This is a genomic window from Streptomyces sp. V4I23 (assembly GCF_030817975.1).
Lineage (GTDB): Bacteria > Actinomycetota > Actinomycetes > Streptomycetales > Streptomycetaceae > Streptomyces.
In genome coordinates, this window is sequence record NZ_JAUSZW010000004.1 from 2,789,131 (window position 1) to 2,815,309 (window position 26,179).

The window sequence follows — 26,179 nt, forward strand, 5'->3', positions numbered from 1 at the left end:
GACCGTACGGCGTTCAAGGAGAGTGCGATGACCAAGCAGACCGTCCTCGGACGGGTCGCCCGGTTGGCCAAGGCGAACCTCAATGCGCTGCTGGACCAGGCGGAGGACCCGCAGAAGATGCTCGACCAGCTGATCCGCGACTACACGGACAACATCGCCGAGGCGGAGCAGGCGATCGCGGCCACCATCGGCAACCTGCGGCTGATGGAACAGGACCACCGGGAGGACGTGGAGGCCGCCAAGGAGTGGGGCGGGAAGGCGCTCGCGGCGAGCCGGAAGGCGGACGAGCTGCGCGCCGCGGGGCAGTCGGCGGACGCGGACAGGTTCGACAACCTGGCGAAGGTGGCGCTCGGCAGGCAGCTCCGGTCCGAGGGGGAGGCGAGTGCGGCGGAGCCGACGATCGCCGCGCAGACGGAGGTCGTGGACAGGCTGAGGTCCGGACTGGAGCAGATGAAGTCGAAGCTGACCCAGCTTCGGGCGAAGCGGGACGAGCTGGTGGCGCGGGCGGCGTCGGCGCAGGCGCAGAACCGGATGACGGACGCGGTGAAGAGCATCGACGTGCTGGACCCGACGAGCGAACTGAGCCGCTTCGAGGACAAGGTCCGCCGCGAGGAGGCGCGGGCGCTGGGCAAGCAGGAACTGGCGGCGTCGTCGCTGGACGCGCAGTTCGAGGAGCTGGAGGCGATGAGCGACAGCGCGGAGATCGAGGCGAGGCTGGCGGCGCTGAAGTCACGGTAGGGGGCGGGGCCACTGCGCGGACCGCCGGACGGCTGCACTGCAGCCCCGCTCGGGGCACTCCCCGTGGCTTCGCCGGGCCCCCACACACGGCCGCCAGGCCGTAGGGGGAGGTTGAGGCGATGGGGCCCCGCCTTAAGGCGTAGCTGGAGGTACCCCACGCCCGCAGGGCCTAGTCTGCGGGTCCCCCCATATCCGCAGGGCCTAGCTGCGGCTCCCCCACGCCCGCAGTGTGAAGCTGGGGCCCCACACCCGCAGGCCGTAGCTGCGGCTCCCCCACACCCGCAGGGCGTAGGGGTCGTGTCCGAGGCAGCGCCCCGGGTTACGGGAGGGGCACCTCCCACGGCCGCCACGCCGTAGGGGAGGGCCGGGTGGGGAAACGGCGCCCGCCCCTGTCAGAACATGCTCAGCAGCTGCTCCACCGTGGGCTCCGCCGACCCCCCGCCGTCCGGGAGCGGGAGTTCGAACCAGACCGTCTTGCCCCGGGGCGTCCGCCGGGAGCCCCACGACGCGCTCAGCAGGCCCACCAGTTGCAGGCCACGGCCGCCCTCGTCCGTGTCACGGGCGCGCCGGCGGCGGGGCTGGACCAGGCCCGCGTCCCAGACCTCGCAGACCAGCGTCCGGTCGCGCAGCAGGCGCAGCCTGATCTCGCCCTCTCCATAGCGCAGCGCGTTGGTGACCAGTTCGCTGACGAGCAGCTCGACGGTGTCGACCAGCGCCTCGAGGTCCCAGGCCACGAGCTGCCCCCGCGCCAGCTCGCGGGCCCGGCCCACCGAGCGGGGTTCGCGCGGCAGGCGCCAGTCGCCGACGGACTCGGCCGGCAGGCCCTGGACACGGGCCATGAGGAGCGCGATGTCGTCCTCGCCGTGCCGCGTGTCCAGCGTGCTCAGCACGTGGTCGCAGACGTCCTCCAGCGGACGCCCCGGATCGGTGAGCGCCGTGCGGAAGGCGTGCATGCCCTCGTCGAGGGGGTGGTCGCGGGACTCGACGAGGCCGTCGGTGTAGAGCGCGAGGAGGGCGCCTTCGGGGAGTTCGACCTCCACCTCCTCGAAGGGCTCGCCGCCCACTCCCAGCGGCATCCCGGGCGGTACGTCGAGCAGCAGCGCCTCCTCGCCCGGTTCGACGAGGACGGGTGGCAGATGGCCGGCGTTGGCGAAGGTGCAGCGCCGGGTGACCGGGTCGTAGACGGCGTACACGCACGTGGCGAGGTAGACCTCGGAGAGGTCCGCCTCGCGCGACTTGGGCGAGGCCTGGTGCGGGACCTGGGCGCCTCCCGTGGAGCGGCGGAGCTGGGAGGGGCTGCCCGGGCTGCCGAGGCCGCGGGCGATCTCGTCGAGCGCGGAGAGCACCTCGGCCGGCTCCAGGTCGAGCAGCGCCAACGTCCGTACGGCCGTGCGCAGTTCGCCCATGGCGACCGCGGCCCGCAGCCCGCGGCCCATCACGTCGCCGACGACGAGCGCGGTGCGGTGCCCGGGGAGTTCGATGACGTCGAACCAGTCCCCGCCCACCTCGGTGGCCGTGGTGCCGGGCAGGTAGCGGCAGGCGATGTCGAGGCCGGCGGCCTCGGGGTCGCCGGGCGGGAGCAGGCTGCGCTGCAGGATGAGCGCGCGCTCGTGCTCCCTGCGGTAGAGGCGGGCGTTGTCGATGCAGACGGCCGCGCGCGCCGCGAGCTCGACGGCGAGCGCCCGGTCCCGGTCCCCGAAGGGTTCGCTGCCCTTGGCGCGGGCGAACTGCACCAGGCCGACGACCGTGTCGTGCGCCACCATCGGGACGGCGAGCGTGGACTGGACGAGGCTGCCGTCGCGCCCGGGGATGGTCTGTGGGCTCGCGGTCCGAAGGGCGCTGGCACAGGGCGAGTTGAACGGGTAGCGGTGGACCTCGCCGACCTCGGTGGGCCCGCCGCCCTCGGGCACGCAGTCCGGTGTGGTCATCAGGGGCGCGTCGGACACGGCGCTGGCGAAGGCGACCCGGCGCAGTTCGGCGCTGCCGCCGCCGAAGCTCTCGGCGTGCACGGCGGCGAACTGCCCGGGCGGTGCCTCGTCCCCGGTGAGCAGGCCCTGGTAGAGGTCGACGGAGGCGAGATCGCAGAAGCCGGGGACGGCGACGTCGAGCAGCTCCCGGGCGGTGGTCTCCAGGTCGAGGGAGTTGCCTATCCGCGCGCTCGCGTCGTTGAGCAGGGCGAGGTTGCGCCGGGCGTTCGCCGCCTCGCGTGCGGCCATGTGACGCCGTGTGACATCGGTGCCGAGTCCGGCGACCCCGACGGGCCGGCCCGATCCGCCGTGGACCCGGTAGAGATTGATCGACCAGTGCCTGCGGTCGGTGCTGCCGGGTGCCGTGCCCACGATCTGGAGGTCGGTGACGGACTCGCCGGTCTCCAGGACGCGGCGCAGGGCGGCGTTCATCCGGTCGGCCTCGGGGCGGGAGAGGTAGTCGTCGACGGTGCGTCCGCGGTGCTCCTCGGCCGCACCGCCGAAGACGGTGGCGAAGCGCTGGTTGGCACGCTGCACGGTGAGGTCCGTGCCGAAGAGCAGGAAGCCGAAGGGGGATTGACCGAAAATGGCCTGCGATGCGGCGAGATCGCTCTCGATCCGGCGCAGCGCCCGCACGTCGACGACGATGCACAGCGCGGCCTGTTCGCCGCGCTCGGTCTCGCTCGGCATCACATAGATCTCGGCGAGCCCGTGGGCGCGGTCCTGGCCCGGCACACGGAAGGGGACGAGGCCCGTCCACTCCTTGCCGTCCAGGATCTCGGCGACCTTGCGGTGACCTCGTGGTCTGAGGTCGGCCGGCATGAACACATCGACCGGGTCCTTGCCCCTGACCTCCTCGGCAGTGATGCCGAAGAGTTCCGCGGCGCGTTTGCTCCACTGATCGACGAGCCCATCGGGGCCGATCGAGAACGATGCGACCTTGATGTAGTCATAGATCGAGCCAGGCGCGCTGCTCTGCCACATGGCACCGCTCGCCGTCCCAGGTATCTCGCTCACGCGACCGTCCCCTCCAGCTCACCGCACCGGACCGGCCATGACCGCAGTATTCAGCACTACGGCTCCGACCGGCACGGCGTTCACGATCACAGAGAGGTCTCGTTCATTTTCGGCCGAGCCCCCGTGATCGTCGTCCCTCCCAGACTCCTAACCCGTCAGGGCCAGCTCGAACCACACCGTCTTGCCGGTCCTGCCCCGCCGGGTACCCCAGCGACGAGCCGTGCAGGCCACCAGTTGCAGACCTCGGCCGCCCTCGTCGTCGGGGTGGGCGGCCCGCTCGGTGGGGGGATCCGGCAGCGGGTCCGACACCTCCACCCGCAGGGTCGGCGCGTTGCCGTTGCCGCTGGGGCGGACCATCCGCAGGCCGATCGGGCCCGAGGTGTAGCGCTGGGAATTGGTCACCAGCTCGCTGACCAGCAGCACGGTCACATCGCCGACGGCGGTGTCCAGGCCCCACGCCCTGAGGGTCTCGCGGACGGCGTGGCGCGCGGCCCGCACGGCGTTCGGCTGCGCCGGGAAGGTCCACTCGGCGCTGTCGCCTGCGCTGCCGGTCACGCCGATCACTTCCCCAGACCGAACACGGGAGCAATGCCCCTTTTGATGGGGTTAATCAGGACATACCCGATATTCGATGCCGAGTATCGCGGCACGAGTGGGAACCAGAGCGCGGTGGCCCGTACGGCGCACTCGTCGCGCCGCGCACAGTCCGACGCGACCCACACCCCTCCGCACACGCCGGCCCGACCGGCGAAAATGTCATGCTCCAGTCACCCACCGGCCGCCTGCACCTCGCACTCCGGGCACCTGCGCCCGTGCCGGACATCCCACCCGCGACGGACACAAACGACTCGTCCCCTCTTATCGGGGCGCAGAATTCCGGCCCGCCGCAGAAGAAAGCATCCATGTAAATACAGAGTAAAGACGGCGGTGTGACCTGGATCACAGTATGCCGTTCGGAACTTGTGCGCTGGATCACTTGCTGCCTAGGGTTGTGGCCATCGCCGACCGGTATAGCCGGACGATTGCAGGACCTGAAGCAATACGGGGAACAGGACAGCAAGAATGGCACGGGGGATTCACAGGGGACGCGCTTCGATCGCGCCCGGCATGCCCGGATCGGGCATGCGACCATTTCAGCCGCATTCGCGGCATCTCTGACGACGCACGACCTTCCCGGCCGCCGGCCGCGGCATGGCCGATCATGCCGCTTCCGATCGCGCCGTCATTCCGCGACACCCTGTCGCGCATTCACGTCGGCTGACACCGGCCGACGAGAATCCTTTATGCGGCCTGCAAAGCCGCACCTGGACACGTGTGTGTCCCAACGGGGATTCAGCCATGCTTCGAGGGGAAATGCAGATGGCTGTCATGCAAAAAGAAGTGGCGCACATTGATCTGGACGCCACTCCGGAGGTCGACAGACTGCTCGTCGGTCTCGGTCTCGGCACCATGGTGCGGGAGTCGGTGACGTCTCCGATCGGCAGGAACGACGCCTGGGCCGGAATCACCACCGGCGGCAGGGACGTGTTCGTCAAACGCCTCACGGGCGCCGAGCCCGATGTCAGGGCGCGGATGCGGCGGATGCTCGCCTTCGAGGAGTACGCGGGTGCCGCCCGCCCGCCGGAGCTCTTCCGGCCGGCGCTGCTGGGGACCGACACCGAGCATCACATCGTGGCGTTCGAGCGGGTCATGGACGCGCAGAACGGCGCCCAGCTGATGGTGGACGAGGTCTTCACCGGTGACCACGCGTACCAGGTGGGACGCATCATCGGCCGGCTGCACGGCACCCCGCCGCCCACGGCGATGGAGGTGGACAGCGTGCCGCCGCCGTTCCCCCCGGTGGCCTTCCTGCGCGGACTGCCCATGTCCGTGTACACCCGCTCCAGCGCCGGGGAGCTGGAGGCCTGGCGCCTGCTGCAGAACGACGCGGTACTCGTCCGCGCCCTCGAGCGGCTGCGCGACATGGAGGCGGACTCGCCGCGCGTGCCGTCGCACTGCGACTTCCGCGTGGACCAGCTGCTGGTGCGCCCGGAGGCCGTCTACGTCGCCGACTGGGAGGAATTCCGGCTGGCGGACCCGGCACGCGACGTCGGTGCTTTCGCGGGTGAATGGATCTACCGGTCCGTCCTGGACGTCGTCACGAACAGGGGAGACGACGTCTTCACCGACGTCGAATTCACCCACGACATGATCATCCAGCGCGGCGTGGCGAAGATGCAGCGCCTTCTCCCGCTCGTGGGGGAATTCTGGCGGGGTTACCGCGATGTACTGCCCGTGGTCGACGAGGGCCTGGCCGTGCGCGCGACCGCATTCGCCGGATGGCATTTGCTCGACCGACTTGTCGCCGGCGCGCTTTCCTCTTCGCGCCTCACTGGAATTCAGCGTGCCGCGGCCGGCGTCGGACGAGCAGCCGTGGTGAATCCGGAGAAGTTCGCGTTGACGCTCGGGTTCGAGGATGTAAAGTGACCGCGGGAATTCGGGGGACCAACGAGTTGCTGTCGTCAGACGTACGCGCGGTCATGCAGCGGATCAGTGTGTCCGCGGACCGTTCGAAGGCCGTTGTCGGCGAGCGGGAGATCGATGCGGAAACCCCTCGGGAACTGCGACGACTGCTCGCCGAGGCCATTTACGACGTATTCCATTCGGGTCAAGGACACGGAAAGGTGCCCACCCGGCTGAGGGACGACGAACTGGAGGTGCGGCTGGCCGCCGCCGTGCCGCACAAGGAAATCGCCACCCTCGCACTGGCCCGCTCATCGGCCGAGGCGGACGACAAAGGGAACGTCCGAGTCCTCGTGGAGCGCGAGGGCGTCAGGTTCTGGGCGCCGGAAGCGGCGCTGCGGGGCACGGAGGTGAGGGAGGGGGAGGTCGTCGAACTGACCATGCCCTCCGTCCGCGCCGGCCTCTCCCCCGGCTTCTTCCTGGTCGACGGCTCGGTCCCGCGCAAGGGCGGCCGGGACGTCCTGCGGATGTACGTGAACGTCAGGACCGTCGACGACGCCGTACGGGTGTGGGGTGCCACGCTGACGTTCCTGGAGGACCGCGCGCTCCCCTACCGCGCGAAGGTGCTCTCCGCGCCGGAGCTGTACCCGCGGCGCGACGCGGTCGTGGTCTACCTGGACGCGGAGTACGCCCATGCCGCGCCGGAACTGGCCCAACGGGTCCGGGAGCTTCCCGGTCTCGGCACCGATGTCTCCTGTTTCACCGAGGAGTTGTGCCCGGGCGTGGCCATCGCCTGGGAGCCCACCGATCCCCATTCGGGCAGGCAGGGGCTCAGCTTCGGGCAGCACCGCGCCAGCGTGCTGGCGAGCGCGCTCGTGGACAGTGCCGACGTCCGCGAAGCAGTAGAGCGCACCGTGGCCGAGCAGTTCACGCAGGCCGGGATCGATCCGGCCCACCCCGCGCGCAATCTGCCACACGCCTGAGCGGCGCACGCAAGCCGCACCGAAGGCACGGCAACGTCCTGCGGCCGCCCGGAGCGTGGCCGGCACCACTCTCCGGGCGTTCGGCACCGGGCGTTGAACCCATCACTGGGAGCGTCACCGACGCTCCCAGCCTTGAGTTCAACGACTCGGAAACGAAAGGACAGTCATGAACAGCACCGACAGCATCATGGACCTCGTCGCCGGATACGAGACCTACATGGACGCGAGCGAGCTCGACGTCACCGCGGTCGCCGACGCCCCGGCCACCACCTGGTACTGCGCGTCCGCCGCGGTCAGCTTCCTCAGCGCCATCACCTACGAGGCCACCTGCTGACACGGCCTGCGCCGACGCGCCCGCGAACGCGAACAGGCCGACGACGGGCGCACACACGCACCACAGCACATCGATCCCATTCATCCGCTCACCCCTGAGGGAGAGAAAGAGCATGGAGAAGGCATCTTCCATCGTCGAGCTGCTGTCCGGCTACGAGGCCTACAGCTCGCCCGAGGACATCAACCTGTCGGCGGCCTCGGACGCCCCCGCCACCACCTGGGGCTGTGCCGCCGTGACGGCCAGCATCAGCTGGATGAGCGGCCAGGTCGTCTCCAAGACCATCGACGACGGCTGCTGATCGCCGTCCATCCCGAGTGAAACGGCGTGTGTGGGCCACGGACCGGCCCACACGCGCCGCCCAACCGTAATTTCTACCCCGAGGCGGCGAAAGATGGCAGAGCCCCAGCCCTACGAGAAACTGTTGTCCCTGGCGGATCTGCTGACACCTGCCGCCATCCGCGCCGCCGCCACGCTCGGCCTCGCGGACCACATCCGCGCCGGCGCGACCACCTCCGGCGCCGTCGCCGAGAAGGCGGGCACCCAACCGGACGTCACGGACTCGCTGCTGCGCCACCTCGTCGACACCGGCCTGCTGACCAGCACGGCCAAGGACGGCGACCAGCACTTCGCACTGACCCCGCTCGGCGAGCCGCTGCTGAGCGACCACCCCACCAGCCTGCGCCAAGTGCTCCGCAACGACAGCATGATCGGCCGCGGCACCCAGGCCCTGCTCCATCTCGACCACACCGTGCGCACCGGCGAGCCCGCGCACGCCGCGGGCCCCGGCGGCGGCTACTGGGAAACCGTCAACAACGACCCCGCCTTCGCCGCGGAATGGGCCGAGCAGGCCCGCGCCGTGGACGCCACCCAGGACCAGCCGCTGGGCTGGGGCGCGCAGCACATCGTCGCCGACTACGACTGGAGCGGCGTCACCAGCGTCGTGGACGTCGGCGGCCACCTCGGCGCCATCCTGATGGAGCTGCTGCGGGCGCACCCGCACCTGCGGGGCACGCTCGTCGACCTCAAGAACGTCTCCGAGCAGGCCGGCGCCCGGTTCGCACGCAGCGACGTGGCCGACCGCGCGACCGCCGTCGTCGGCAGCTTCTTCGACCCGCTGCCCAAGGGCTCCGACGTCTATCTGCTCTCCGCGATCCTCGCCGACTGGGCCGACGACGACGCCGTTCGGATCCTGGCACGCTGCCGCGAGGCGGCCGGCACGGGCGGAAAGGTGCTGCTCGCCGACGTGGCCATGCCGACCCACGGACCCGCCACCGAGCTCCAGTACCGCTCGATGATGCCCGCACCCTCTCGGTCCGTCGCGGACCTGGAGAGGCTCTGCGACCGAGCCGGGCTCGACATCACCTGGCGGGGCCCGACCACCGGCCTGCGGTCCCTGCTGGAGCTGACACCCCGTCCGGGCCCGGTCACCACCGGGGATGCGGACGCGTACCGGGAGAGGAGCGGCGACCGTGGCTGACCGGACGACGACACACAAGGCGGGCACGCCCGCGCCCGACCGGGACTTCCGCATCATGCGGGAGCTGGCCGCGGACCGGGGCGGCCAGATCGCCCTGATCGCCCTGCTGGCACTGCTGTCCACCGCCTCCACGCTGGCGCTGCCCTGGGCCGTCGGCAAGCTGATCTCCTCCCTCGACGAGAACGGACTGAGCGCCTACACCTGGCTGCTGGTCGGGCTCGGACTCGGCTCCGCGCTCGCCGGCGCCGGGGCGACGTTCCTGCTGTCCCGGCTCGGCCAGCAGATGATCTGCCGGCTGCGGGTGCGGACCATGCGGCACACCCTGGGGATGCGGGTGCCCGACATCCGGCAGGAGGGCAGCGGCAACCTGGTGGCCCGCATCACCGCGGACACCGCCCGGGTGAAGAAGCTCATCGACGCCGGCCCCATCCAGCTGCCGATGGCCGCGCTGACCACCGCGGGCACGCTGGTGATCATGGGGTTCATCGACTGGATGCTGCTCCTCGTCACGCTCGGCGCCTTCCTGGTCGCCGCGGTGCTGATCTTCGCCGTGGTCAAGGGGCTCCGGCACAGCTACGTCGCCGTGCAGGAGGCCACGAGCGGCCTGGCCCAGCGCTACATCGCCGCCACCGACGCCGTGAAGGTGATCAAGGCGTACCGGGCGGAGCAGCAGGTCGGCGACGACCTGGCCGAGCACGCCGAGGGCGTCGCGCGGCGAGAGATCGCCGCGGCGCGGATGGAAGCGCTGATGATGCCGACGATCACGCTGGGGCAGCAGATTGCGCTGGTCGCGGTCATCACCGGCGGCGGCGCGCGGATGCTCGACGGCAGGCTGTCGCTGGCCGACTTCGTGGCGTTCCTGCTCTATCTGCTCCAGCTCACCGGACCGTTGATGATGATCGCCTCCGCCGTGACCGCGCTGAAGATGGGCGTCGTCGCCCGCGAGCGGTTCACCGGTCTGTTCGCCAGGAACACGGAGCACGACGGCGACGGCGACGCCGCCCCGGCCCCGGCCCCCGCGCGCGCCGGATCCGCCGTGCCGGCCGTCCGGTTCGACCAGGTGCACTTCAGCTACGGCGCCAACCCGGTGCTGCGCGGCGCCGACTTCCACGTACCGGCGCAGGGCCTGACCGCGATGGTCGGCCTGTCCGGCTCGGGCAAGACGACCAGCCTGGAGCTGATGCAGCGGTTCGCCACCGCCGACAGCGGCAGCGTCGAGGTCTTCGGGCGGGACACGTCGCAGTGGCCGCTGTCGGAACTGCGCGGCCGGATGGCGTATGTCGACCAGTCCTCGACCCTCGTCCAGGACACCATCCGCGCCAACCTCACCCTCGGCCGCGATCCGTCGGCGATATCCGACGAGGAGTTGCTGCGGGTCCTCGACCGCGTGGGGCTCGCCACCGAGCTCGACCGCACGCCGCAGGGCCTGGACACCGTCCTCGCGGGCAACGTCGACCTGTCCGGCGGCCAGCGCCAGCGCCTCGCCATCGCACGCGCGATGCTCACCGACGCGGACCTGGTGCTCCTCGACGAGCCGTCGTCGCAGCTGGACAGCATCAACGAGCAGAAGCTCCGCGATCTCGTGGACGAGCTCTCCCGGGAGCGTGCCCTGCTCGTCGTCGCCCACCGGATCTCGACCGTGCAGCACGCCGACCACGTGATCGTCTTCGAGGCCGGCCGCACGGTGGGCGAGGGCGACCACGCCACCCTGATGCACGAGTGCCCGGCGTACGCCCAGCTGGTGCACGGCCAGATGCTGACCGCCGAGGACGGCGGCCGAACGACTGCGAAGGCGGGAATGCCGGCATGACAGACCACTCGTTTCTCGTTCCGTTCGTCCCGACCCGGCCCGAGCAGCTGCTGCCGTTCGCCGCGCTCGCGCAGTGGAGCAGGGCCGTCCGGCTCTGGCAGGGCCAGGGCACGGCCAGCGACACGCACCAGGCGTTCAGCTACGCCGCCGCCACCGGCTTCCGGGTCCCCGTCGGCACCTCGGTGTCGCTGATGCCCTTCTGTCATCCGTACGACGCGGCCCTGCGCGCCCAGAGCCTGGCGGCCGCGATGGGGCACTCGGTGGTGGCCGGCTACGGTCCCGGCGCCAAGGTGCTGCAGCGCAGCATTCTCGGCTCGCCGTACCGGAGCCAGCTCGGCGCGGTGCGCGACTACGTCACGATCCTGCGCGGGCTGCTCACGGACGGGAAGGCTGACCACGAGGGCGAGTTCTACAGCTGCAGCGCCGTGCTGCCGCGGCTGCCGCTGCCCTCGGTCGAGATCGGTCTCGGGGTGCTGCGCCCCCGGATGGCGGAGCTCGCCGGGGAGGTGGCCGACGTGGCCATCACCTGGCTGACCCCGGCCGCCTATCTCAAGGACACGGTCGTCCCCGCCCTGCGCGCAGGTGCGGAGCGAGCGGGACGTGCGATGCCGCGGGTCGTGGCGATGGTGCCGGTCGCGCTGGACGGGCCGGAGCGTGACGCGACGAAGCTGGCGCTGGCGGGCAACTCCGGCCACATGAGCCTGCCGCACTACACCGACATGCTCAGCCGGTCCGGCATCGACGTCGACATGAGGGCCGACCCGGAGGCCAGCGGCAAGGCGCTGGTCGGCGGAGACGCGTTCCTGTTCGGCAACGAGAGCGAACTGCGCGACAAACTCCGGGAGTTCGCCGACGCCGGGGCCGACGAGATCGTGTTCAACGTCACGGGTGTCGCGTTGACGCAGGGCGGCACGGCGGCACTGCGGGAACTGGAGCAGCTGCTGCGACTGGTGGACGCGGCATGACCGTGCCCGCGACGCCCGGCGGGCACGGGCCGCACCCGGGACCTGCCGGGCGGGGCGGTCCGCAGGCGTCCCGACCGGGCGTCGGCGGCCCGGAGGCGACCGCCGATGCGCTGACCGTGCCGCCCTTCGGCATCCGCCGGCTGCTGCTGGTGGTCACCGGCTCGACGACGGCGGCCGGACTGCCCCAGTGGCTGACCTGGCTGCGCCAGGGCTACCCCGAGCTGACCGTGCGGGTGGTGATGAGCCGCAGCGCGCAGCGCTTCGTCACCCCGCTCTCGCTCGGCCTGCGGGTCGACGGCGGGGTGGACACCGACGCGTGGGAGGAATGCGACGACGCCCGTCATGTGGAGTACGCGCAGTGGGCGGAGGCGGTCCTCGTCTATCCGTCGACGTTCCACTTCACGGCACGGCTCGCGCTCGGCCTGGCCGACACCCCGGCGCTGCTGGCGCTCCAGTGCACCGACGCGCTGGTGGCCGTCGCGCCGTCGCTGCCGCCCGGCGGTTTCGACAGCCCCGCGTTCCGCGCACACTGGGCGGCGCTGGCGGCGCGCCCCAACGCGGTGCTGGTGCCGCCCGTCCCGGGCTACAGCCTGACCACCGGGCGCGAGGACGGCTGGGTCCCCCCGCCGATCAGCGATGTGGTGCGGCGGATCGAGGACCGCAGAACGGCCCGGGAGAGGGAGCGCGCCGCCGCGGCGGACGGCACGGGCACGACCCCGTACGCGGCCCTGCTGGCCGACGGTGCCGACGCGGCGGTGCACGGGGCCCGGACGGCGTCCGGCCGCACGCCGGCAGCGGCGAGCGGAGCCGGGGCTGAGGCCGGGGCCGGAGCCGAGGTCGAGGTCGAGGCCGGGTCGACAGCAGGAGCGGGGGCAGGGGCATGAACAGCACGGCAGCGGGTCCGACAGCGACGGAGACCGCCGCCGCGGCACCCGAATCGACCGCGTACAGCAGGGACTTCGGCACCGGACTGCTGCGCACCCGGGTGACCGGCGGCACGGAGGGCGACGGCGACGGCTACACATGGGTGCGCCGCCCCGGCCCGCAGGCGCCCGCGCCGTTCGCCGGCCCCGTCCCGGACCTCAACGCACTGATCGCGGCGGGGGACGGATACCGGCACGTCCTGTGGGCGCCCGGCACGGTCACCGGTGACGGCGCCGGACGCGTCTACCGGGTGCGCGGTCCCGAGTCGGCCGCAGGCCGGCTGCTCCATCACGGCCCGGACGACGGCCTGGCGGACGTGCTGCGGGGCCTCGGCCGTGCGCTGCGCGCCCTGCACGACACCCCCGTCCCGCCCTCGGCCGCCGGTGCGCTCCAGGCCGCGCCCCGCGGCCTGGTCCGGTTCACCGACTGGCTGGCGGGGCGCTCACCCGAACCGCGCGCGGCCTACGCCGAGTCGCTGCTGCGGCCCCGGCTGGGCGAGGTGCGCATGGCGGCGCTCCACGAGCTGTGCGAGCGCATCGCCGCGGACGGGGACCGGGTGCTGTGCCACGGCGCACCGGCCCTCGGCTCCCTCGTCCCCGTGGAGGGCACGTCGCCGGGTTCCGCCGACATGCTGATCGGCGAGGACGTCTGCCTGGCCCCGTGGTACCTGGACCTCGGCTGGACCCTGGGCGAACTCGTCGAACTCAAGTGGTACCGCGGCGACAGCGGCCCCGCCTGGCCCCGCCTGCTGAGCGCACTGTTCGAGGGCTACGGCCGCGACCTCGGCGACACCTGGCCGCGCCTGGCGGCCCTGCGCGTCCTGCTGCATCTGCACGACTACACCGCCTATGTCGGCTGGGACGAGAAGAACTTCGAGAAGTACACGGGGTTCGTGATGTTCCTGCTGGACCTCTGACCGCTGTCAGGAGCACGTACATGACCAGCCCTCACCCGACACCGGACGCCGGCGCGGCGGGCGGCCTGCACCGGCGCACGCTGGCCAACGGGCTGCGGATCGTCCTGGCCCCGCACTGGCCCACGCCTCGCACCGCCGTCGCCGTGCACTACGGAGCGGGCTTCCGTTCCGAGCGTCCGGGCCAGGAGGGCATGGCCCACCTCTTCGAGCATCTGATGTTCCGGGGCAGCGAAAGCCTCCCGGACGGCGCCTTCTACGACGCGCTGCACCCGCTCGCGGGCGCGGCCAACGGCACGACGCACCAGGACTACACGGACTACTTCCAGACGGTGCCCGCGCAGGCGCTGGAGCAGGCGCTGTTCCGCGAGGCCGACCGGATGCGGGCGCCCCGCTTCACCCACGGCCAGCTCGCCGCCCAACTCACCGAGGTGGCACGGGAGATCGAGCACATGCGGGACGGCCGGCCGTACGGCGGGCTGCCGTGGCCGCTGCTGCCGCAGGTGATGTTCCGCGACTTCGCCAGCGCGCACGACGGCTACGGCGACGCGCGGGAGCTGGACCGGGTCACGGTCGAGGACTGTGCGCGCTTCTTCGAGGCGTACTACACCCCGTCCAACGCCGTGGTGACGGTCGTCGGTCCGCACCGGCCCGAGGACGTCTGGCCGCTGGTGGAACGGCACTTCGGCGACATCCCCCGCCGTGCGACGGCCGAGCCGCCGCCGCTCGACGAGCCGCTGCCCACCAGGGAACGGCGGCTGCGCCGCACAGTCGCGGGGGTGACCCGTACGGCGGTCGCGGTCGGCCACCGGCTGCCGGACCCGGCGGCACGACCCGGCGCGTACGTGGCCCACATGGTGCTCGCGGAGCTGGCACAGCGCTCGGCCGCCGAGGAACTCGCTGCACCCGTGAGCGCGGGCTGCGGCTTCTTCGGTCCGCTCGACGCGCGGGGGCCCGACGCGCTGGTGGTCACGTCGCTGCTGCCGCGGGGACTGACGGCCAACGAGTTCTCCGGTCGGCTCACCGCGTGGTGGGCCCGGCACGGCGACCCGCGGACGGTGGCCCGTGCGGCCGAGGGGGCGGTCCGCTCCCTCGCCTCGCGCCTGCGGCGCGAGCACGCGGACCTCCAGCAGCGCTGCCGTGCGCTGGGCCGGCTGGAGCTGCTGTTCGGACGCGCGGAACTCGTCGACGAGCTGCCGGGACTGGTCGAGGCGATCGCCCCCGACGACCTCGCGCAAGCGGCCACCGCACTGGCCGCCGCGCCCCGGGCGGTCCTGGTGCTGGAGCCGGAGACCGTACCGGCGGAGGGGGCGGAGCCGCCGACGCGGACGGCCGCCGCGCTTGTGCGGGCCGCGGCGACGTCGGCCTCACCTGCCGCGGGCGCGCCGAGGCCCGGAACGCCTGCGGTGTTGACCCAGAGCGCGCCACCGCCCGAGGCCGCCGCCGCACCGGCGCAGGACGCACCCGTACAGGACACACCGATGCGCACAGCGCCCGCCGCACCAACAGCACAAAGCGCAACCCCACTCGCCACACCGGCGCAGGACGCACCCGCGCCGGGCGCGTCAACACAGGCGGAACCCGCAGCACCGGCGCAGGACGCACCCGCGCCAGCGCACGCGGCACCCGCAGCACGACACACAACCGCCGTCCGGACACAAGGGAAACCGGGCCAGGACGCACCCGCACCAGGCCGACCGGCGCCCGCCGTGCCGGCCGTCGACGCACCCGCGCGCAGCGCATCAGCGCGGGCGGCTCAGGTCGGCAGCGTGCTGACTGCCGTGCTCCATCCCTCACTCGGAACGAGCGCCGCCGAGGCCCTCGCCTCGCGCGGCGCCGTCGAGCTGGGGCGCACGTCCCTCGGGCCGCGGCCTCTGCCGCCGTTGGGCGAGCCCGTCGGGCCGCGCTTCACCGGGGCCAAGGAGACCGTACTGGCGGGCGGACCGCGGGTGCTGGCCGTGCCGGACCGGCGCGCCGGCCTGGTGGAGGTGCGGCTGAGGGTGCCGCTCGGCCCCGACGGCTGGCGCAGGCCGGCCGAGTCCGCGTGGCTGCTGCGCTGCGCCGACGCCGTCACCGGGGCGTCCGCCCGCGCCCGGCGCCTCGGCGGCGAGCTGCGGGTGTCCACCGGCGGCCAGTGGGCGGACATCGGCGGATGGGCACCGCGTGAGGCGTACAGCGGTCTACTGCGTATCGTCGCGGACCTGCTCGAACCACCGCCGCTGCCCGACGTCTTCCCTCCGGCCGCTGCCGTCGCACCCCGCCTGTCGCCGGAGCAGCGGATGGACCAGGCGCTGCGACTCCACTGGCTCGGCGGCGACGCGGACGACGTTCTTCCGCCCACCGCCCTGTATCGCCGGATGCTGGCGCCCAAGGGCACGGTGTTCGTCGTGGTCGGTGACCTGGAGCCGGAGCGGGCGGCGGAGGAGGCCGCGCGGCTGCTCGGCCCCTGGGCCTCGTCGGCCGCGGCGGAGCGGGCCGACGCGCCGACCACCGAGACCGGGCCCCCCGGCACGGCGGACGCGCCTGTGGTGCTGGTCGTGCGCGAGCCGTCGGCGGGCGGTGCCGTGGGCATGACCCTGTGCGCACCGGAACCGGCCCACAGCGACGACGTCCCCGCCCGCTATCTGGCCACCGCCCTGCTCGGCGGCCACTACGGGGCGCGGCTGGCCGAGCGCTGCCGACGGCTGGGCCGTGCCGGGCACGTGATGTTCGCGGCGCGGGACGTCGTCGCCGACCGGGCGCGGGCCCTGGTCCGGGTGACCGCGCCGCGCGCCGAGGTGGCACAGGCCCTGCACGACGTACGGGAGGAGGCGGCCGCTCTGGCGGCCGTACCGCCGACGCGGGACGAGCTGGATGTCGTCCGGCGGTACTGCGGCGCCCAGTTGCTGACGGCCTTCGACTCACCGGGGCTGCTGGCGGACGCGTTGCGGCACACCATGATCTCCGGCCGAGGGCTGGAGTGGGTGATCAGCCGGCCCCAGCTCCTCGGCGTGACAACGGGCGAGGAGGTGGCGTCGGCGGTCAAGGCCCTGTTCGTACCGGTCACGGACACCGTCGTCGCCCTGGGAGACGTCGAACAGCAGGTGTTGGCACGGGAGTTGCAGGCGGACCGGTGACACACCGGGCGTTCCGTCCAGGGCCACGGAAAGCATGCTCCGCCACTTGCCACTCTGGAAAGAGAAGGCTACTGTTTCCACTATGGAAAGTGGCGGATCGCCGAAAGGGGCCACCGCCGGACGGAAGGGGACGCGATGAATTCGGAGGAGGCGCGAGAAGCGCTCACGCAGGCCGGGGCCGCCAGGGCGGGAGTCGCCGCCCGAGCCGCCGCCCCGCGGTGGTACTACCCGGCGGTCGGCGGCTGCTTCCTGTTCGCCTTCGCCTCGGTCAGCATCGACTGGGACCTCATCCCCTTCGGCGTCGTGCTCGGCATCTCGCTGGGGCCGACGCTGCTGACGATGGCCGCGGGCCACGCCACGGGCATGTCGTTCAACCGCTACTACGCCACGCCCGGCGCACGCCGGATCACCTCCGTCCTCGGCCCTCTCCTGGTGGCACTCATCGCCCTTGGCCTCGTCCTGGAATGGGGCGCGGACCTGCGGTGGTCCATGGCGGCGTGCGGAGTGGTCGCCCTGGTCGCCACGGTGGTCGCCGGCCGCAGGCTGGACCGGGCCGTGACCGAGGAGCTGCGGGCGTGATCCAGCCGGTGTTCGACGAGGTGATCCACCCGATCAACCGGCTGCGGATCTGCTCCATGCTCGCGCCGGTGGACTCGCTCGCCTTCTCCGCCGTGCGGGACGAGCTGGGTCTGAGCGACTCCGTGCTCAGCAAGCAGGTGAAGATCCTTCAGACGGCCGGGTACGTGACGCTGCGCAAGGAACCGCTCAACTCCCGCGTGCGGGCCTGGCTGAGCCTCACGCCCCAGGGTCGTACCGCCCTGGCCGCCCATCTGGCACATCTGCGGATCATCGCGGAGGCCGCGACCGCTCCGGGCGGCACGGAGAGCTGAGGACCGCGCCGCACGCACCGCACACGAGGGAAGAGCTGTCCATGCAAGAAGCCCCGGGCGCGCACATCGCCCTGATGTCCGTGCCGCTGCACGGCCATGTGAACCCGATGCTCGGCCTCTCGGCCGAACTGACCGCCCGCGGCCACCGGGTCACCTTCGCCACCGGCGACGACTTCGTCCCGCTGGTCGAGGAGACCGGCGCCGAGCCCGTCGGCTACCGCTCCACCTTCCCCTCCCTCCGCGGGGCCTCCGGCGACTGGCTGCCCGCCGAGGACGACGGCACACTCGCCGTGGCCGCCTTCGACCGTGAGTGCGAGGCGGCACTTCCCCAGCTGGCCGAGGCGTACGCACACGACGTCCCCGACCTCGTCGTGTACGACACGGTGACCGGCCACGCCCCGCTGCTGGCCCGCCGCTGGGGCGCGGGCGAGGTCCAGTTCTCGCCGACCCACGCCTTCCCCGACGCGGTCGCGGGACCCGCGGTGGGCACGGGCGCGGCGGCACTGGCACAGGAGGTGCCGTGCGTGGTGGCCATGCCGCGGTCGCTTCAGTTCCGGGCGGAGGAGATCAGCGCCCGGCACGTCTTCGTCGGGCCGGTCGCCGGACAGCGGCGGGCGCACGGCGACTGGTCCCCGCCGCCGGTTGCGCGGAAGACCGCGCTGGTCTCGCTCGGGACGACGTACAACCGGCGCACGGACATCTTCCGCGCATGCGTCCGGGCCCTGCGCGGCCTCGGTGACGGCAGGCACGTGGTCGTCGCCACCGGCCACGCCTCCACGACGGACGAACTGCGGGACCTGGCCCATGAGAACGGCGTCGAGGTCCATACCTGGGTGCCGCAGATGAGGGTGCTCGGCCACGCCGACGTGTTCGTCACCGCGGGCGGCACCGGCAGCGTGCTCGAGGGCCTCGCGCACGGTGTTCCGCTCGTCGTCCTGCCGCAGGCCGTGGAGCAGTTCGTGACCGCGGAACGGGTCGCGGCCCTCGGCGTCGGCCGCGTCCTCGCGCCCGGGACCGTCGACACGGCGTCCCTCACCGCGGCGGTGCGGGACCTCCTGGCCGATGCGTCGGCCGCCGCCCGCCTGTCGGACATCCGGGCGGAGATGGCCGCCGCGGGCGGCGCCCGCGCCGCCGCCGACGTCGTCGAAGCGGCGCTCAAGGACGGACCGGGCTCGCGGAGACAACGGACCGTCACGGCCCGCTGACACATCCGAAGAGAACGACAACAAGCACGGAACAGGGGGACATCCGGTGAAGGAGACCGTCGAGCCGGCCGCCCCGGCGACCGGAAGCACCACACCACTCGTCATCGATGTGCGTGACCTGCACATGCGATACGGCAGCCACGAGGTGCTGCGCGGTGTGGACTTCCAGGTCCGCCGCGGCGAGGTCGTCGCGCTGCTGGGACCCAACGGCGCGGGCAAGAGCACCACCATCGAGATCCTGGAAGGCTTCCGGGACCGGTCCGCCGGGGCCGTTCGGGTCCTCGGCAGCGATCCGGCCGAAGGAGACGAGCGCTGGCGCTCCCGCCTCGGGATCGTCCTCCAGTCGTGGCGCGACCACGGCAAGTGGCGCGTCCGGGAACTGCTGCGCCACTTCGCCGCGTTCTACGTCCCGTACTCCGCTCCCGGGCACCCCGGGCCGTGGGACGCCGACGAGCTGCTCGCCCTCGTCGGACTGACGGAGCAGGCGGGCCGGCGCATCACGAGCCTGTCCGGCGGGCAGCGTCGCCGCCTCGACATCGCGATCGGCGTCGTCGGCCGCCCCGAGGTGCTCTTCCTCGACGAGCCCACCGTCGGCTTCGATCCCGAGGCACGCCAGGAGTTCCACGCCCTGGTGCGGTCACTGGCCCGGGCACGGAACACGATCCTGCTCACGACGCACGACCTCCAGGAAGCGCAGAAGCTGGCCGACCGCGTCCTGATCCTCGTCGGCGGCCGGATCATCGCGCAGGGCACCGTCGGCGAACTCGCCCACCGCGTCGGCGCGGACGCCGAGGTGACCTGGACCAGCGGCGGCACCGCCCACCGCCACAGCACATCCGACGTCACCGGCTTCGTCCGGCGGCTCTTCGAGGAGTACGGAGACGACGTGAGCGATCTCGACGTGCGGCGCGTCGGCCTGGAGGACGTCTACCTGGCCATGGTCAGGGAGGCCGAAGCCGGTCGCGAGGACGAGGCGGCCCGGCACTTCGAGGGAGCGGTGCGATGAGCCCGACGACCCGTACGCGTCCTGCCGAGTACGCCCGCCCCGCCGGCTCCGCGCCCGCCGCCGCTCCGGGGCCCACCGCGCCCGTGAGCCCGCTGCGGAACACGCTGCGCGAGGGGCTGCGCCGCGGCGGCCGCGAACTGCACCAGATGGCCACGACCAGGCAGGATCTGATCAGCAACCTCGTCTGGCTAGTCGGCCTGCTCGCGCCGCTGCACATGCTCCGGGACAACGAACTGGCGGGCACCGGCATGTCCGTCGCCGGATTCCTGCTGCCCAGCCTGATGAGCATGTGCGTCGCCTTCAACGGCATGCTCGGCCTGACCCAGCAGCTGATCGTGGAGCGCCAGGACGGCACCCTGCTGCGGCTCAAGGCCCTGCCCAGCGGCATGCCGAGCTATCTCGTCGGCAAGCTGGTCGCCGTCTCCGGGACCGTCCTGTTCGCCTGCGCCGTCGTCACCCTGACCGGCATCGTCATGCTGCCGGACGTCTCGGCCTCCGACCCCGGGGTCTGGACCGCGCTCGCCTGGGTGCTGCCTCTCGGACTGCTCGCCATGCTGCCGGTCGGCGCGATCCTGGGCTCGCTGATCGAGAGCCCCCGCAACCTCGGCCTGGTGATGCTGCCGCTGTTCGGACTCGCGTCGGTCTCCGGCATCTTCTACCCGGCGTCCCACCTGCCCGTCTGGCTCCAGCACGTGGCCGAGGTCTTCCCGCTGTACTGGCTCGGGTTGGCCGCCCGCGCCGCGCTCCTGCCCGACTCGGCCGTCACGGCGGAGATCGGCGACTCGTGGCGGCACTGGGAGACCGTCGGCGTACTCGGCGCCTGGGCGGTCGTGGGCCTGCTCGTCGCGCCGATGGTGCTGCGCCGGATGGCCCGCCGCGAGTCCGGGTCGGTCATGGCCAGCCGGCGCGAGCACGCGATGAAGCGGCCCGTCTGAACCCGGCGCCCCTGTCTCGTTCACCCTCCACCCAACGGAAAGAGGCACCCATGTCCGTCCTCGCCCAGGACCTCGCCCTGCTGCTCCTCGACAACGAATCCGGCCGGAGCACGGTCGACCTCGGCCGCCGCCACCGCGCGGTGGGCAGCGCGATCCTGCTGGACCTGATCCGTATCGGCAAGGTCACCGTCGACGTCCCCGCCGGTGACCCGAAGGCCGCCCGGCCCGTCGTGCGCGACACCGCGGCCACCGGTGACGCCGTGCTCGACAAGGCCCTGTCCCTCCTCGCCGACAAGGACAGGAAGCTGGGCTGGGCCGCGGAGAACATCGGCCACGCGTGCTGGCGCGCGCAGCTCGACGCGCTGACCGACCGCGGCCTGGTACGGCACGAGGAGGGACGCTTCCTCGGGGTGATTCACACCAACTCGTGGCCCTCCGGCGACCCTTCGCACGAGGAGGCCGTCGTGGACCGCATCCGCGACGCCGTCGTCGGCGGCCGGCAGCCCGACGAGCCGACCCTTCTGCTCGTGATGATCCTGAACGGGATCGGCGCCCTTCCCGCGCTGCTGCCGGACGAGGACAAGAAGGCCGTCACCGAGCAGGCTGCCCGGCTGGTGCGGGAGCACACGGAGAACGGCCCCTGGGGCGAGGTGTTCAAGGGCCTGGACGCCGCCCTGTTCACCGTGCTGCTGGCAGGCTGAGCGCCGATGAGCGACGCGCACCGGGCACCCGGCGCGGCCGGCGTGGTACTCGTGGTCGACCAGCAACTTCCCTCACCGGACCAGGACTCGGGATCCGTACGGATGTCCCGGATGATCGAGGAACTGGTACGGCTCGGGCGCCAGGTGATCGTCTTCCCGCTGGACGGCCACACCGACGCGCCGTACGCCACACGGCTGAAGGAGCTGGGAGTCGCGGTACTCGGCGGGAGGGCGCGGCAGGTGCGGTTCCTGAGCGAGCAGGGACACCGCATCGGTCTGGCGCTGCTGTGCCGCCCGCAGCCCGCGATCCAGCTCCTCGGGGAGATACGGGACGCGGTGCCGCACTGCACGGTGGTGTACGACACCGTGGACCTCCACTTCCGCCGCCTCGGCCGCGCCGCGGACCTCGCCGAACGCGAAGGCCGCACCGACCGCTTCGCGCTGCGGGCCCAGGCCGAGTCCACGCGGGCGCTGGAGCTGTTCCTCGCCCGGACGTGCGACGTCACCCTCGTCGTGTCCGGCGAGGAGCGCGCGGCACTGCGCGCGCTGGTCCCGGAGGCGGACGTACGGGTGCTCTCCAACATCCATGTCCCGGTCGCGGACGGCGCACCGGGCACGGCGGCCGGCTCCCGGGTGCTGTTCGTCGGCCACTATCTTCACGAGCCGAACGTGGACGCCGCGCAGTGGCTGGCCCGCGACATCATGCCTTTGGTCCGCCGGGAGATCCCGGAGGCGGAGCTGGACCTGGTGGGCGGCGCGGCGCCGGAGTCCGTCCTCTCGCTGGCGGGGGACGGGGTCACCGTGCACGGCTGGGTGGAGGACCTGTCCCCGCTGTACGCGGCCGCCCGCGTGGCGGTCGCCCCGCTGCGGTACGGGGCCGGGGTCAAGGGCAAGGTCGGCGAGGCACTGGAACACGGCCGGCCGGTCGCCGGGACGTCCCTCGCCTTCGAGGGCATGGGCCTGCGGCACGACGCCCAGGTGCTGATCGGCGACACCGCGCAGGAGCTCGCCGCGCAGATCGTCCGGCTGATGGGGGACGACGCGCTGTGCGAGCGGCTGGTCCGGTCGGCGCTGCCGCACCTGACCGCGGAGTTCGGCCCGGCCCGGGCGCGCGGGACGCTGCTCGGCCTGCTGGCGTGACCACCGCCCCGGCCGGGCTCCGCGCCGCGGGCGCGCGCCGGCCCTCCGGTATCCGTGGCCGGGGCCCGGTCGCGTGTCAGGTCCGTGTCGTGCCGTTCCTCGATCGCGAGAGCAGCAGGCGCGCGGCCTCCGCCACCGCGGGCCGGTCCTGGTCGAGCCAGTCGACGTCGTCGCTCTCGTGGGGCGCGAGCCAGCGCAGCTCGTCATGGTCCTGCAGGGCGCGAGGGCGGCCGGAGACCAGCCGCACCGTCCAGACCTGGAGCACATAGCCGGGCTTCAGCGGCCACTCGCCGGGGATGCGCTCCATCGGCTCGGTCTCCACGCCCAGCTCCTCGCGCAGCTCGCGCACCAGCGCCTGCTCGGGGCTCTCCCCCGGCTCCAGCTTGCCGCCGGGCAGCTCCCAGCGGCCCGCCAGCTCCTCGGGGGCGCTGCGCCGGGCGGCGAGGAGCCGCCCTCGGTCGTACACGGCTCCGGCCACCACCACGCGATCACTCATGTGCCGGAGCGTACTGCGCCCGCACGCCCCGGACTCGGGACGATCTCTCCTCCCGCTCACCGGGCACTCGCGGGCGGCCCGCTGTCAGGGGCCCGTCTGCCCGACGCGTTCCACCGAGTAGAGCTGCTTGTGGCCTCGGCCGTCGAGGGTGTCCGCTATCTGCTGGGCCTCGTCGCGCGTGGCGTAGCGGCCGACGCGATAGCGGTTGCCGTTGTCGTCCTGGCGGACGACCTGCCAGGGGAGCGCGGCGCCGCCGTCGTTCATCGCGACCCTCCTCGACTCGCCCTGCCTGCCCGTAAGTTGATGCTTGAAACCCCACTCAGCATATGCCTAAGCGTACGCCTGACCTTCACTGAGCGGATACGGGTTTTTACAAAGAGGTACGCGAGGGGGCGCATCCGGCTGGATACGCCCCCTGTACCGCCCGAAAGGCCCGGTAGCGCGCTGCCCCGCCCGGGCCCTTGCTCAGCCGGCCCGCACCGTGGGCAGGGGCATCAGGACCGGTTCCAGGGCCGGTTCCTTGCGGCACGCGTCACCGCATGCGGCGTCCAGGGAACAGCACAGCGAACAGATCGGGCCGCAGTGGACGGGGCAGTCGGCGATGTCGGGGAGCTCGTACGCCGTCGCGCAGACCGTGCAGTCGTGCGTGGCGGTGAGCTCGGCGACGGGGGCGTCGGGGCTGCACACCGTGTTCGGGCGGGCCAGGTAGTACCTGCCCTTCGTGGCCCGGGCGATCAACGGGCAGAGCACCAGGGCGAGTCCGGCGGCGATGAAGGTCGAGAACGCCTCCGCGTACCGGCCGAAGAGCCCGAAGAAGGCGAGGATCGAGACGGTCGACGCGATGACCATGGCGCCGAAGCCGGCCGGGTTCACCGCGTACAGGTACGCCCGCTTGAACTCGATGTGCTTCGGACTCAGTCCGAGACGCTTGTTGATGACGAGGTCGGCGGCGACCGCGGCGATCCAGGCGATTCCCACGTTCGAGTAGAAGCCCAGCAGTTTGCCGAGGGCGGCGAACATGTTGAGTTCCATCAGCGTCAGGGCGATGGCGAGGTTGAGGAAGATGTACCAGACGCGGCCGGGGTGGCGGTGGGTCACGCGGGAGAAGAAGTTGGACCACGACAGCGAGCCGCTGTAGGCGTTGGTCACGTTGATCTTGATCTGCGACACGATGACGAACACGGCCGCGGCGGGCAGCGCCACCGAACCGAGCCAGGGCTTCAGCGCCTCGACCTGCGGGGCGATCGGCTCCAGGGCGTGCGTCGTGCCGACCGCCTCCAGTGCCACGAAGGCGAGGAACGCACCGCCCAGCTGCTTGGCCGCGCCGATGACCACCCAGCCGGGCCCCGCGGCCAGGACCGCGAGGTTCCAACGGCGCTTGTTCCGTTCGGTCTTCGCCGGCATGAAGCGCAGGTAGTCGGCCTGCTCGCCGATCTGCGCGATCAGGGACAGCGCCACGCCGGTGCCGAGCCCGAAGCCGATCCAGGAGAATCCGGAGCCCGCGCCTTCCGTGCCGCCGAACGAGGCGAACGCGCCCCAGGCATCGGGTGCTTCGAAGGCGAGCACGAGGAAGGGCAGCACCATGCCGACGATCCAGATCGGCTGGGTCCACGCCTGCAGCCGGGCGAGCGCGCCCATCCCGCGGAAGACGATCGGGATGACGATGAGCGTGGTGACGAGATAGCCGATCTCGACGGGCAGGCCGACGGCCTGGTGCATGGCCTGCGCCATGATCGAGCCTTCGAGCGCGAAGAAGATGAAGGTGAACGAGGCGTAGATCAGCGAGGTCAGCGTCGAGCCGAAGTAGCCGAATCCGGCGCCCCGGGTGACCAGGTCCATGTCGAGGCCGTAGGTGGCGCAGGCCCTGGCGATCGGTATGCCGGTCAGGAAGATGATCGCCGCCGCCGTCAGGATCGACGCGAGTCCGCTGGTGAATCCGTACGTGAAGACGATCGAGGCGCCGATCGCGAAGTCCGCGAGATAGGCGATGCCGCCGAGCGCCGTGCCCGCCACCGTGCCGGGCGACCAGCGGCGGAAGGAATGGGGCGCATAGCGCAGGGAGTAGTCCTCGCGGCTCTCGTCGGCGGCGAGTGCGGCATAGGTGCGGGAGGGCGGCGGCTGCTCGCCCTCCGGCGCCCGGGTGACAGATGTGGCGGTGTCCGCCATGGGACCTCCCGTTCGTCGGCCCGTGCGGGTGGCACGTACGACGGAAGGTAGGAGCGGGACATGACAATCTGTTGCAGCTGACCGTTGCCCCGGTGTTACGGGAGCCGGGCCGCGATGAACGCGTCGTCACAGACCCTGGGCCGACGCCCTCACTTCACGGGAAGGTGGTACGCGACCCGGTAGCGGTCTGCCGGCACGACCACGTCCGCCGTCTCGACCGCACGCCCCGACGCGTAGTACGTCCGCTCGATTACCATCACCACATGGCCCGGCACACCGCCGAGCGCGAGCAGCTCCTCCGCGAGGCCGGGCCGCGCGCCGACCTCCTCCACCACGTTGTCCACGACGACGTCGATGGCGGCCATGCGCTCGACCACACCGCATCCGCCGAGCGGTCCTTCCTCGGGGAGCATCACCGGCGTCCGGCCCGTGATCTCCAGGGGCTCCCAGGAGGTGGAGATCATCATGGCCTCACCCGCGTCCCGGTACAGATAGCGGGTGCGCATGACCCGGTCGCCGCGCTGGATGCCGAGCCGGGCGGCGATCTCCGGGCTCGCGCCCTCCTGCTCGCTGCTGGACTCCCAGGTGCCCCGGGTCCCGCCCTCCGCCTGCTCCTGGCGGAACGGACTCGCGCCCGACGGCGGCCGGAACCCGGAACGGGCCACCCGCCGCGGAACGGGTCGCTCGCGCACGTACGTCCCGGAGCCGGAACGGCCCTCGACGAGCCCCTCCGCCATGAGCACCTTGCGGGCCTCGAGGGCGACGGTGTCCGAGACTCCGTACTCCTCGCGGATGCGCGCCTGCGAGGGAAGCCTGGTGTGCGGCGGCAGCGAGCCGTTCACGATCTTCTCCCGCAGATCGCTCGCAACGCGCAAGTAGGCGGGCTGCTCACCGAATGTCACTGGCCACTCCCAACAGGTTGACAGACAGCAACAGACTGGCAACCGTGGGTCG

Annotated in this window: 24 protein-coding genes; 18 read left to right on the top strand and 6 right to left on the bottom strand. The window is 72.2% G+C overall.

What is annotated here, in order from left to right:
* Positions 1–27: 27 nt before the first annotated feature.
* Entirely contained in the window at positions 28–738 is a 711-nt protein-coding gene (locus tag QFZ82_RS14650; RefSeq protein ID WP_307713593.1) for a PspA/IM30 family protein, read from the top strand.
* Positions 739–1,130: 392 nt separating this feature from the next.
* On the opposite strand, the gene QFZ82_RS14655 is transcribed toward QFZ82_RS14650, so the two are convergent.
* Together QFZ82_RS14655 and QFZ82_RS14660 are read right to left on the bottom strand one after the other, a co-directional pair.
* Entirely contained in the window at positions 1,131–3,722 is a 2,592-nt protein-coding gene (locus QFZ82_RS14655) for a SpoIIE family protein phosphatase (RefSeq protein ID WP_307713594.1), read from the bottom strand.
* 147 nt (positions 3,723–3,869) lie between these two features.
* A complete protein-coding gene (locus tag QFZ82_RS14660; RefSeq protein ID WP_307713595.1) occupies positions 3,870–4,286 on the bottom strand; it encodes an ATP-binding protein in 417 nt (138 codons plus the stop codon).
* A gap of 795 nt (positions 4,287–5,081) precedes the next feature.
* On the opposite strand from QFZ82_RS14660, the gene lxmK reads away from it, so the two are divergent.
* The 17 genes from lxmK to QFZ82_RS14745 all read left to right on the top strand — a co-directional run bounded on the left by lxmK (position 5,082) and on the right by QFZ82_RS14745 (position 22,563).
* Complete coding sequence (gene lxmK / locus QFZ82_RS14665) at positions 5,082–6,188, top strand: class V lanthionine synthetase subunit LxmK (protein ID WP_307713596.1); 1,107 nt, start codon at positions 5,082–5,084, stop codon at positions 6,186–6,188.
* A complete protein-coding gene (locus QFZ82_RS14670; RefSeq protein WP_307713597.1) occupies positions 6,185–7,147 on the top strand; it encodes a T3SS effector HopA1 family protein in 963 nt (320 codons plus the stop codon). The genes lxmK and QFZ82_RS14670 overlap by 4 nt, the downstream gene beginning before the upstream one ends.
* A gap of 166 nt (positions 7,148–7,313) precedes the next feature.
* Positions 7,314–7,481 (top strand): LxmA leader domain family RiPP, encoded by a 168-nt coding sequence (locus QFZ82_RS14675; RefSeq protein WP_177150682.1) that lies wholly within the window; start codon positions 7,314–7,316, stop codon positions 7,479–7,481.
* 112 nt (positions 7,482–7,593) lie between these two features.
* Positions 7,594–7,779: an LxmA leader domain family RiPP gene (locus QFZ82_RS14680; protein ID WP_177150683.1), complete on the top strand. Its 186-nt coding sequence runs from the start codon at positions 7,594–7,596 to the stop codon at positions 7,777–7,779.
* Positions 7,780–7,872: 93 nt separating this feature from the next.
* Complete coding sequence (locus QFZ82_RS14685) at positions 7,873–8,958, top strand: methyltransferase (protein ID WP_307713598.1); 1,086 nt, start codon at positions 7,873–7,875, stop codon at positions 8,956–8,958.
* Complete coding sequence (locus QFZ82_RS14690) at positions 8,951–10,768, top strand: ABC transporter ATP-binding protein (protein ID WP_307713599.1); 1,818 nt, start codon at positions 8,951–8,953, stop codon at positions 10,766–10,768. Before QFZ82_RS14685 ends, QFZ82_RS14690 begins: the two co-directional genes overlap by 8 nt.
* The gene (locus QFZ82_RS14695) at positions 10,765–11,733 is read left to right on the top strand and encodes an LLM class flavin-dependent oxidoreductase (RefSeq protein WP_307713600.1); all 969 of its coding nucleotides are present in this window, start codon (positions 10,765–10,767) and stop codon (positions 11,731–11,733) included. Before QFZ82_RS14690 ends, QFZ82_RS14695 begins: the two co-directional genes overlap by 4 nt.
* Positions 11,730–12,617 (top strand): flavoprotein, encoded by an 888-nt coding sequence (locus QFZ82_RS14700; RefSeq protein WP_307713601.1) that lies wholly within the window; start codon positions 11,730–11,732, stop codon positions 12,615–12,617. Before QFZ82_RS14695 ends, QFZ82_RS14700 begins: the two co-directional genes overlap by 4 nt.
* Complete coding sequence (locus QFZ82_RS14705) at positions 12,614–13,573, top strand: hypothetical protein (RefSeq protein WP_307713602.1); 960 nt, start codon at positions 12,614–12,616, stop codon at positions 13,571–13,573. Before QFZ82_RS14700 ends, QFZ82_RS14705 begins: the two co-directional genes overlap by 4 nt.
* A 20-nt stretch (positions 13,574–13,593) precedes the next feature.
* Positions 13,594–16,686: a M16 family metallopeptidase gene (locus tag QFZ82_RS14710; protein ID WP_307713603.1), complete on the top strand. Its 3,093-nt coding sequence runs from the start codon at positions 13,594–13,596 to the stop codon at positions 16,684–16,686.
* A 135-nt stretch (positions 16,687–16,821) separates the two neighbouring features.
* Positions 16,822–17,265 (top strand): hypothetical protein, encoded by a 444-nt coding sequence (locus QFZ82_RS14715; RefSeq protein WP_307713604.1) that lies wholly within the window; start codon positions 16,822–16,824, stop codon positions 17,263–17,265.
* Positions 17,262–17,576, top strand: a complete 315-nt coding sequence (locus QFZ82_RS14720) for a transcriptional regulator (RefSeq protein ID WP_307713605.1) — start codon at positions 17,262–17,264, stop codon at positions 17,574–17,576. The genes QFZ82_RS14715 and QFZ82_RS14720 overlap by 4 nt, the downstream gene beginning before the upstream one ends.
* A 41-nt stretch (positions 17,577–17,617) precedes the next feature.
* Positions 17,618–18,781, top strand: coding sequence for a nucleotide disphospho-sugar-binding domain-containing protein (locus tag QFZ82_RS14725; protein ID WP_307713606.1), 1,164 nt, complete (start codon positions 17,618–17,620; stop codon positions 18,779–18,781).
* Between the two features lie 124 nt (positions 18,782–18,905).
* Positions 18,906–19,787, top strand: coding sequence for an ABC transporter ATP-binding protein (locus tag QFZ82_RS14730; protein ID WP_307717720.1), 882 nt, complete (start codon positions 18,906–18,908; stop codon positions 19,785–19,787).
* Positions 19,784–20,722 (top strand): ABC transporter permease, encoded by a 939-nt coding sequence (locus tag QFZ82_RS14735; protein ID WP_307713607.1) that lies wholly within the window; start codon positions 19,784–19,786, stop codon positions 20,720–20,722. The genes QFZ82_RS14730 and QFZ82_RS14735 overlap by 4 nt, the downstream gene beginning before the upstream one ends.
* Positions 20,723–20,772: 50 nt before the next feature.
* Positions 20,773–21,423, top strand: coding sequence for a GPP34 family phosphoprotein (locus QFZ82_RS14740; protein ID WP_307713608.1), 651 nt, complete (start codon positions 20,773–20,775; stop codon positions 21,421–21,423).
* Positions 21,424–21,429: 6 nt separating this feature from the next.
* The gene (locus tag QFZ82_RS14745; RefSeq protein ID WP_307713609.1) at positions 21,430–22,563 is read left to right on the top strand and encodes a glycosyltransferase; all 1,134 of its coding nucleotides are present in this window, start codon (positions 21,430–21,432) and stop codon (positions 22,561–22,563) included.
* A gap of 76 nt (positions 22,564–22,639) precedes the next feature.
* Here QFZ82_RS14745 and QFZ82_RS14750 read toward each other — a convergent pair whose 3' ends face one another.
* From QFZ82_RS14750 to QFZ82_RS14765, 4 genes are all read right to left on the bottom strand, one after another.
* Entirely contained in the window at positions 22,640–23,059 is a 420-nt protein-coding gene (locus QFZ82_RS14750) for a (deoxy)nucleoside triphosphate pyrophosphohydrolase (RefSeq protein ID WP_307713610.1), read from the bottom strand.
* Between the two features lie 84 nt (positions 23,060–23,143).
* Positions 23,144–23,323 carry an SPOR domain-containing protein gene (locus QFZ82_RS14755; RefSeq protein WP_307713611.1) on the bottom strand — a complete coding sequence of 60 codons (180 nt, stop codon included), beginning with the start codon at positions 23,321–23,323 and terminating at the stop codon, positions 23,144–23,146.
* 201 nt (positions 23,324–23,524) lie between these two features.
* Positions 23,525–25,225: a cytosine permease gene (locus QFZ82_RS14760; protein WP_307713612.1), complete on the bottom strand. Its 1,701-nt coding sequence runs from the start codon at positions 25,223–25,225 to the stop codon at positions 23,525–23,527.
* Between the two features lie 149 nt (positions 25,226–25,374).
* Entirely contained in the window at positions 25,375–26,127 is a 753-nt protein-coding gene (locus tag QFZ82_RS14765) for a GntR family transcriptional regulator (protein WP_307713613.1), read from the bottom strand.
* Positions 26,128–26,179: the final 52 nt, after the last annotated feature.

Excerpts from the sequence above, each read along its gene's own strand:
- QFZ82_RS14650 (WP_307713593.1), top strand. The coding sequence starts at position 28 with ATGACCAAGCAGACCGTCCTCGGACGGGTCGCCCGGTTGGCCAAGGCG.
- lxmK (WP_307713596.1), top strand. The coding sequence starts at position 5,082 with ATGGCTGTCATGCAAAAAGAAGTGGCGCACATTGATCTGGACGCCACT.
- QFZ82_RS14675 (WP_177150682.1), top strand. The coding sequence starts at position 7,314 with ATGAACAGCACCGACAGCATCATGGACCTCGTCGCCGGATACGAGACC.
- QFZ82_RS14680 (WP_177150683.1), top strand. The coding sequence starts at position 7,594 with ATGGAGAAGGCATCTTCCATCGTCGAGCTGCTGTCCGGCTACGAGGCC.
- QFZ82_RS14685 (WP_307713598.1), top strand. The coding sequence starts at position 7,873 with ATGGCAGAGCCCCAGCCCTACGAGAAACTGTTGTCCCTGGCGGATCTG.
- QFZ82_RS14695 (WP_307713600.1), top strand. The coding sequence starts at position 10,765 with ATGACAGACCACTCGTTTCTCGTTCCGTTCGTCCCGACCCGGCCCGAG.
- QFZ82_RS14700 (WP_307713601.1), top strand. The coding sequence starts at position 11,730 with ATGACCGTGCCCGCGACGCCCGGCGGGCACGGGCCGCACCCGGGACCT.
- QFZ82_RS14705 (WP_307713602.1), top strand. The coding sequence starts at position 12,614 with ATGAACAGCACGGCAGCGGGTCCGACAGCGACGGAGACCGCCGCCGCG.
- QFZ82_RS14710 (WP_307713603.1), top strand. The coding sequence starts at position 13,594 with ATGACCAGCCCTCACCCGACACCGGACGCCGGCGCGGCGGGCGGCCTG.
- QFZ82_RS14715 (WP_307713604.1), top strand. The coding sequence starts at position 16,822 with ATGAATTCGGAGGAGGCGCGAGAAGCGCTCACGCAGGCCGGGGCCGCC.
- QFZ82_RS14725 (WP_307713606.1), top strand. The coding sequence starts at position 17,618 with ATGCAAGAAGCCCCGGGCGCGCACATCGCCCTGATGTCCGTGCCGCTG.
- QFZ82_RS14730 (WP_307717720.1), top strand. The coding sequence starts at position 18,906 with ATGCGATACGGCAGCCACGAGGTGCTGCGCGGTGTGGACTTCCAGGTC.
- QFZ82_RS14735 (WP_307713607.1), top strand. The coding sequence starts at position 19,784 with ATGAGCCCGACGACCCGTACGCGTCCTGCCGAGTACGCCCGCCCCGCC.
- QFZ82_RS14740 (WP_307713608.1), top strand. The coding sequence starts at position 20,773 with ATGTCCGTCCTCGCCCAGGACCTCGCCCTGCTGCTCCTCGACAACGAA.
- QFZ82_RS14745 (WP_307713609.1), top strand. The coding sequence starts at position 21,430 with ATGAGCGACGCGCACCGGGCACCCGGCGCGGCCGGCGTGGTACTCGTG.
- QFZ82_RS14750 (WP_307713610.1), bottom strand. The coding sequence starts at position 23,059 with ATGAGTGATCGCGTGGTGGTGGCCGGAGCCGTGTACGACCGAGGGCGG.
- QFZ82_RS14755 (WP_307713611.1), bottom strand. The coding sequence starts at position 23,323 with ATGAACGACGGCGGCGCCGCGCTCCCCTGGCAGGTCGTCCGCCAGGAC.
- QFZ82_RS14760 (WP_307713612.1), bottom strand. The coding sequence starts at position 25,225 with ATGGCGGACACCGCCACATCTGTCACCCGGGCGCCGGAGGGCGAGCAG.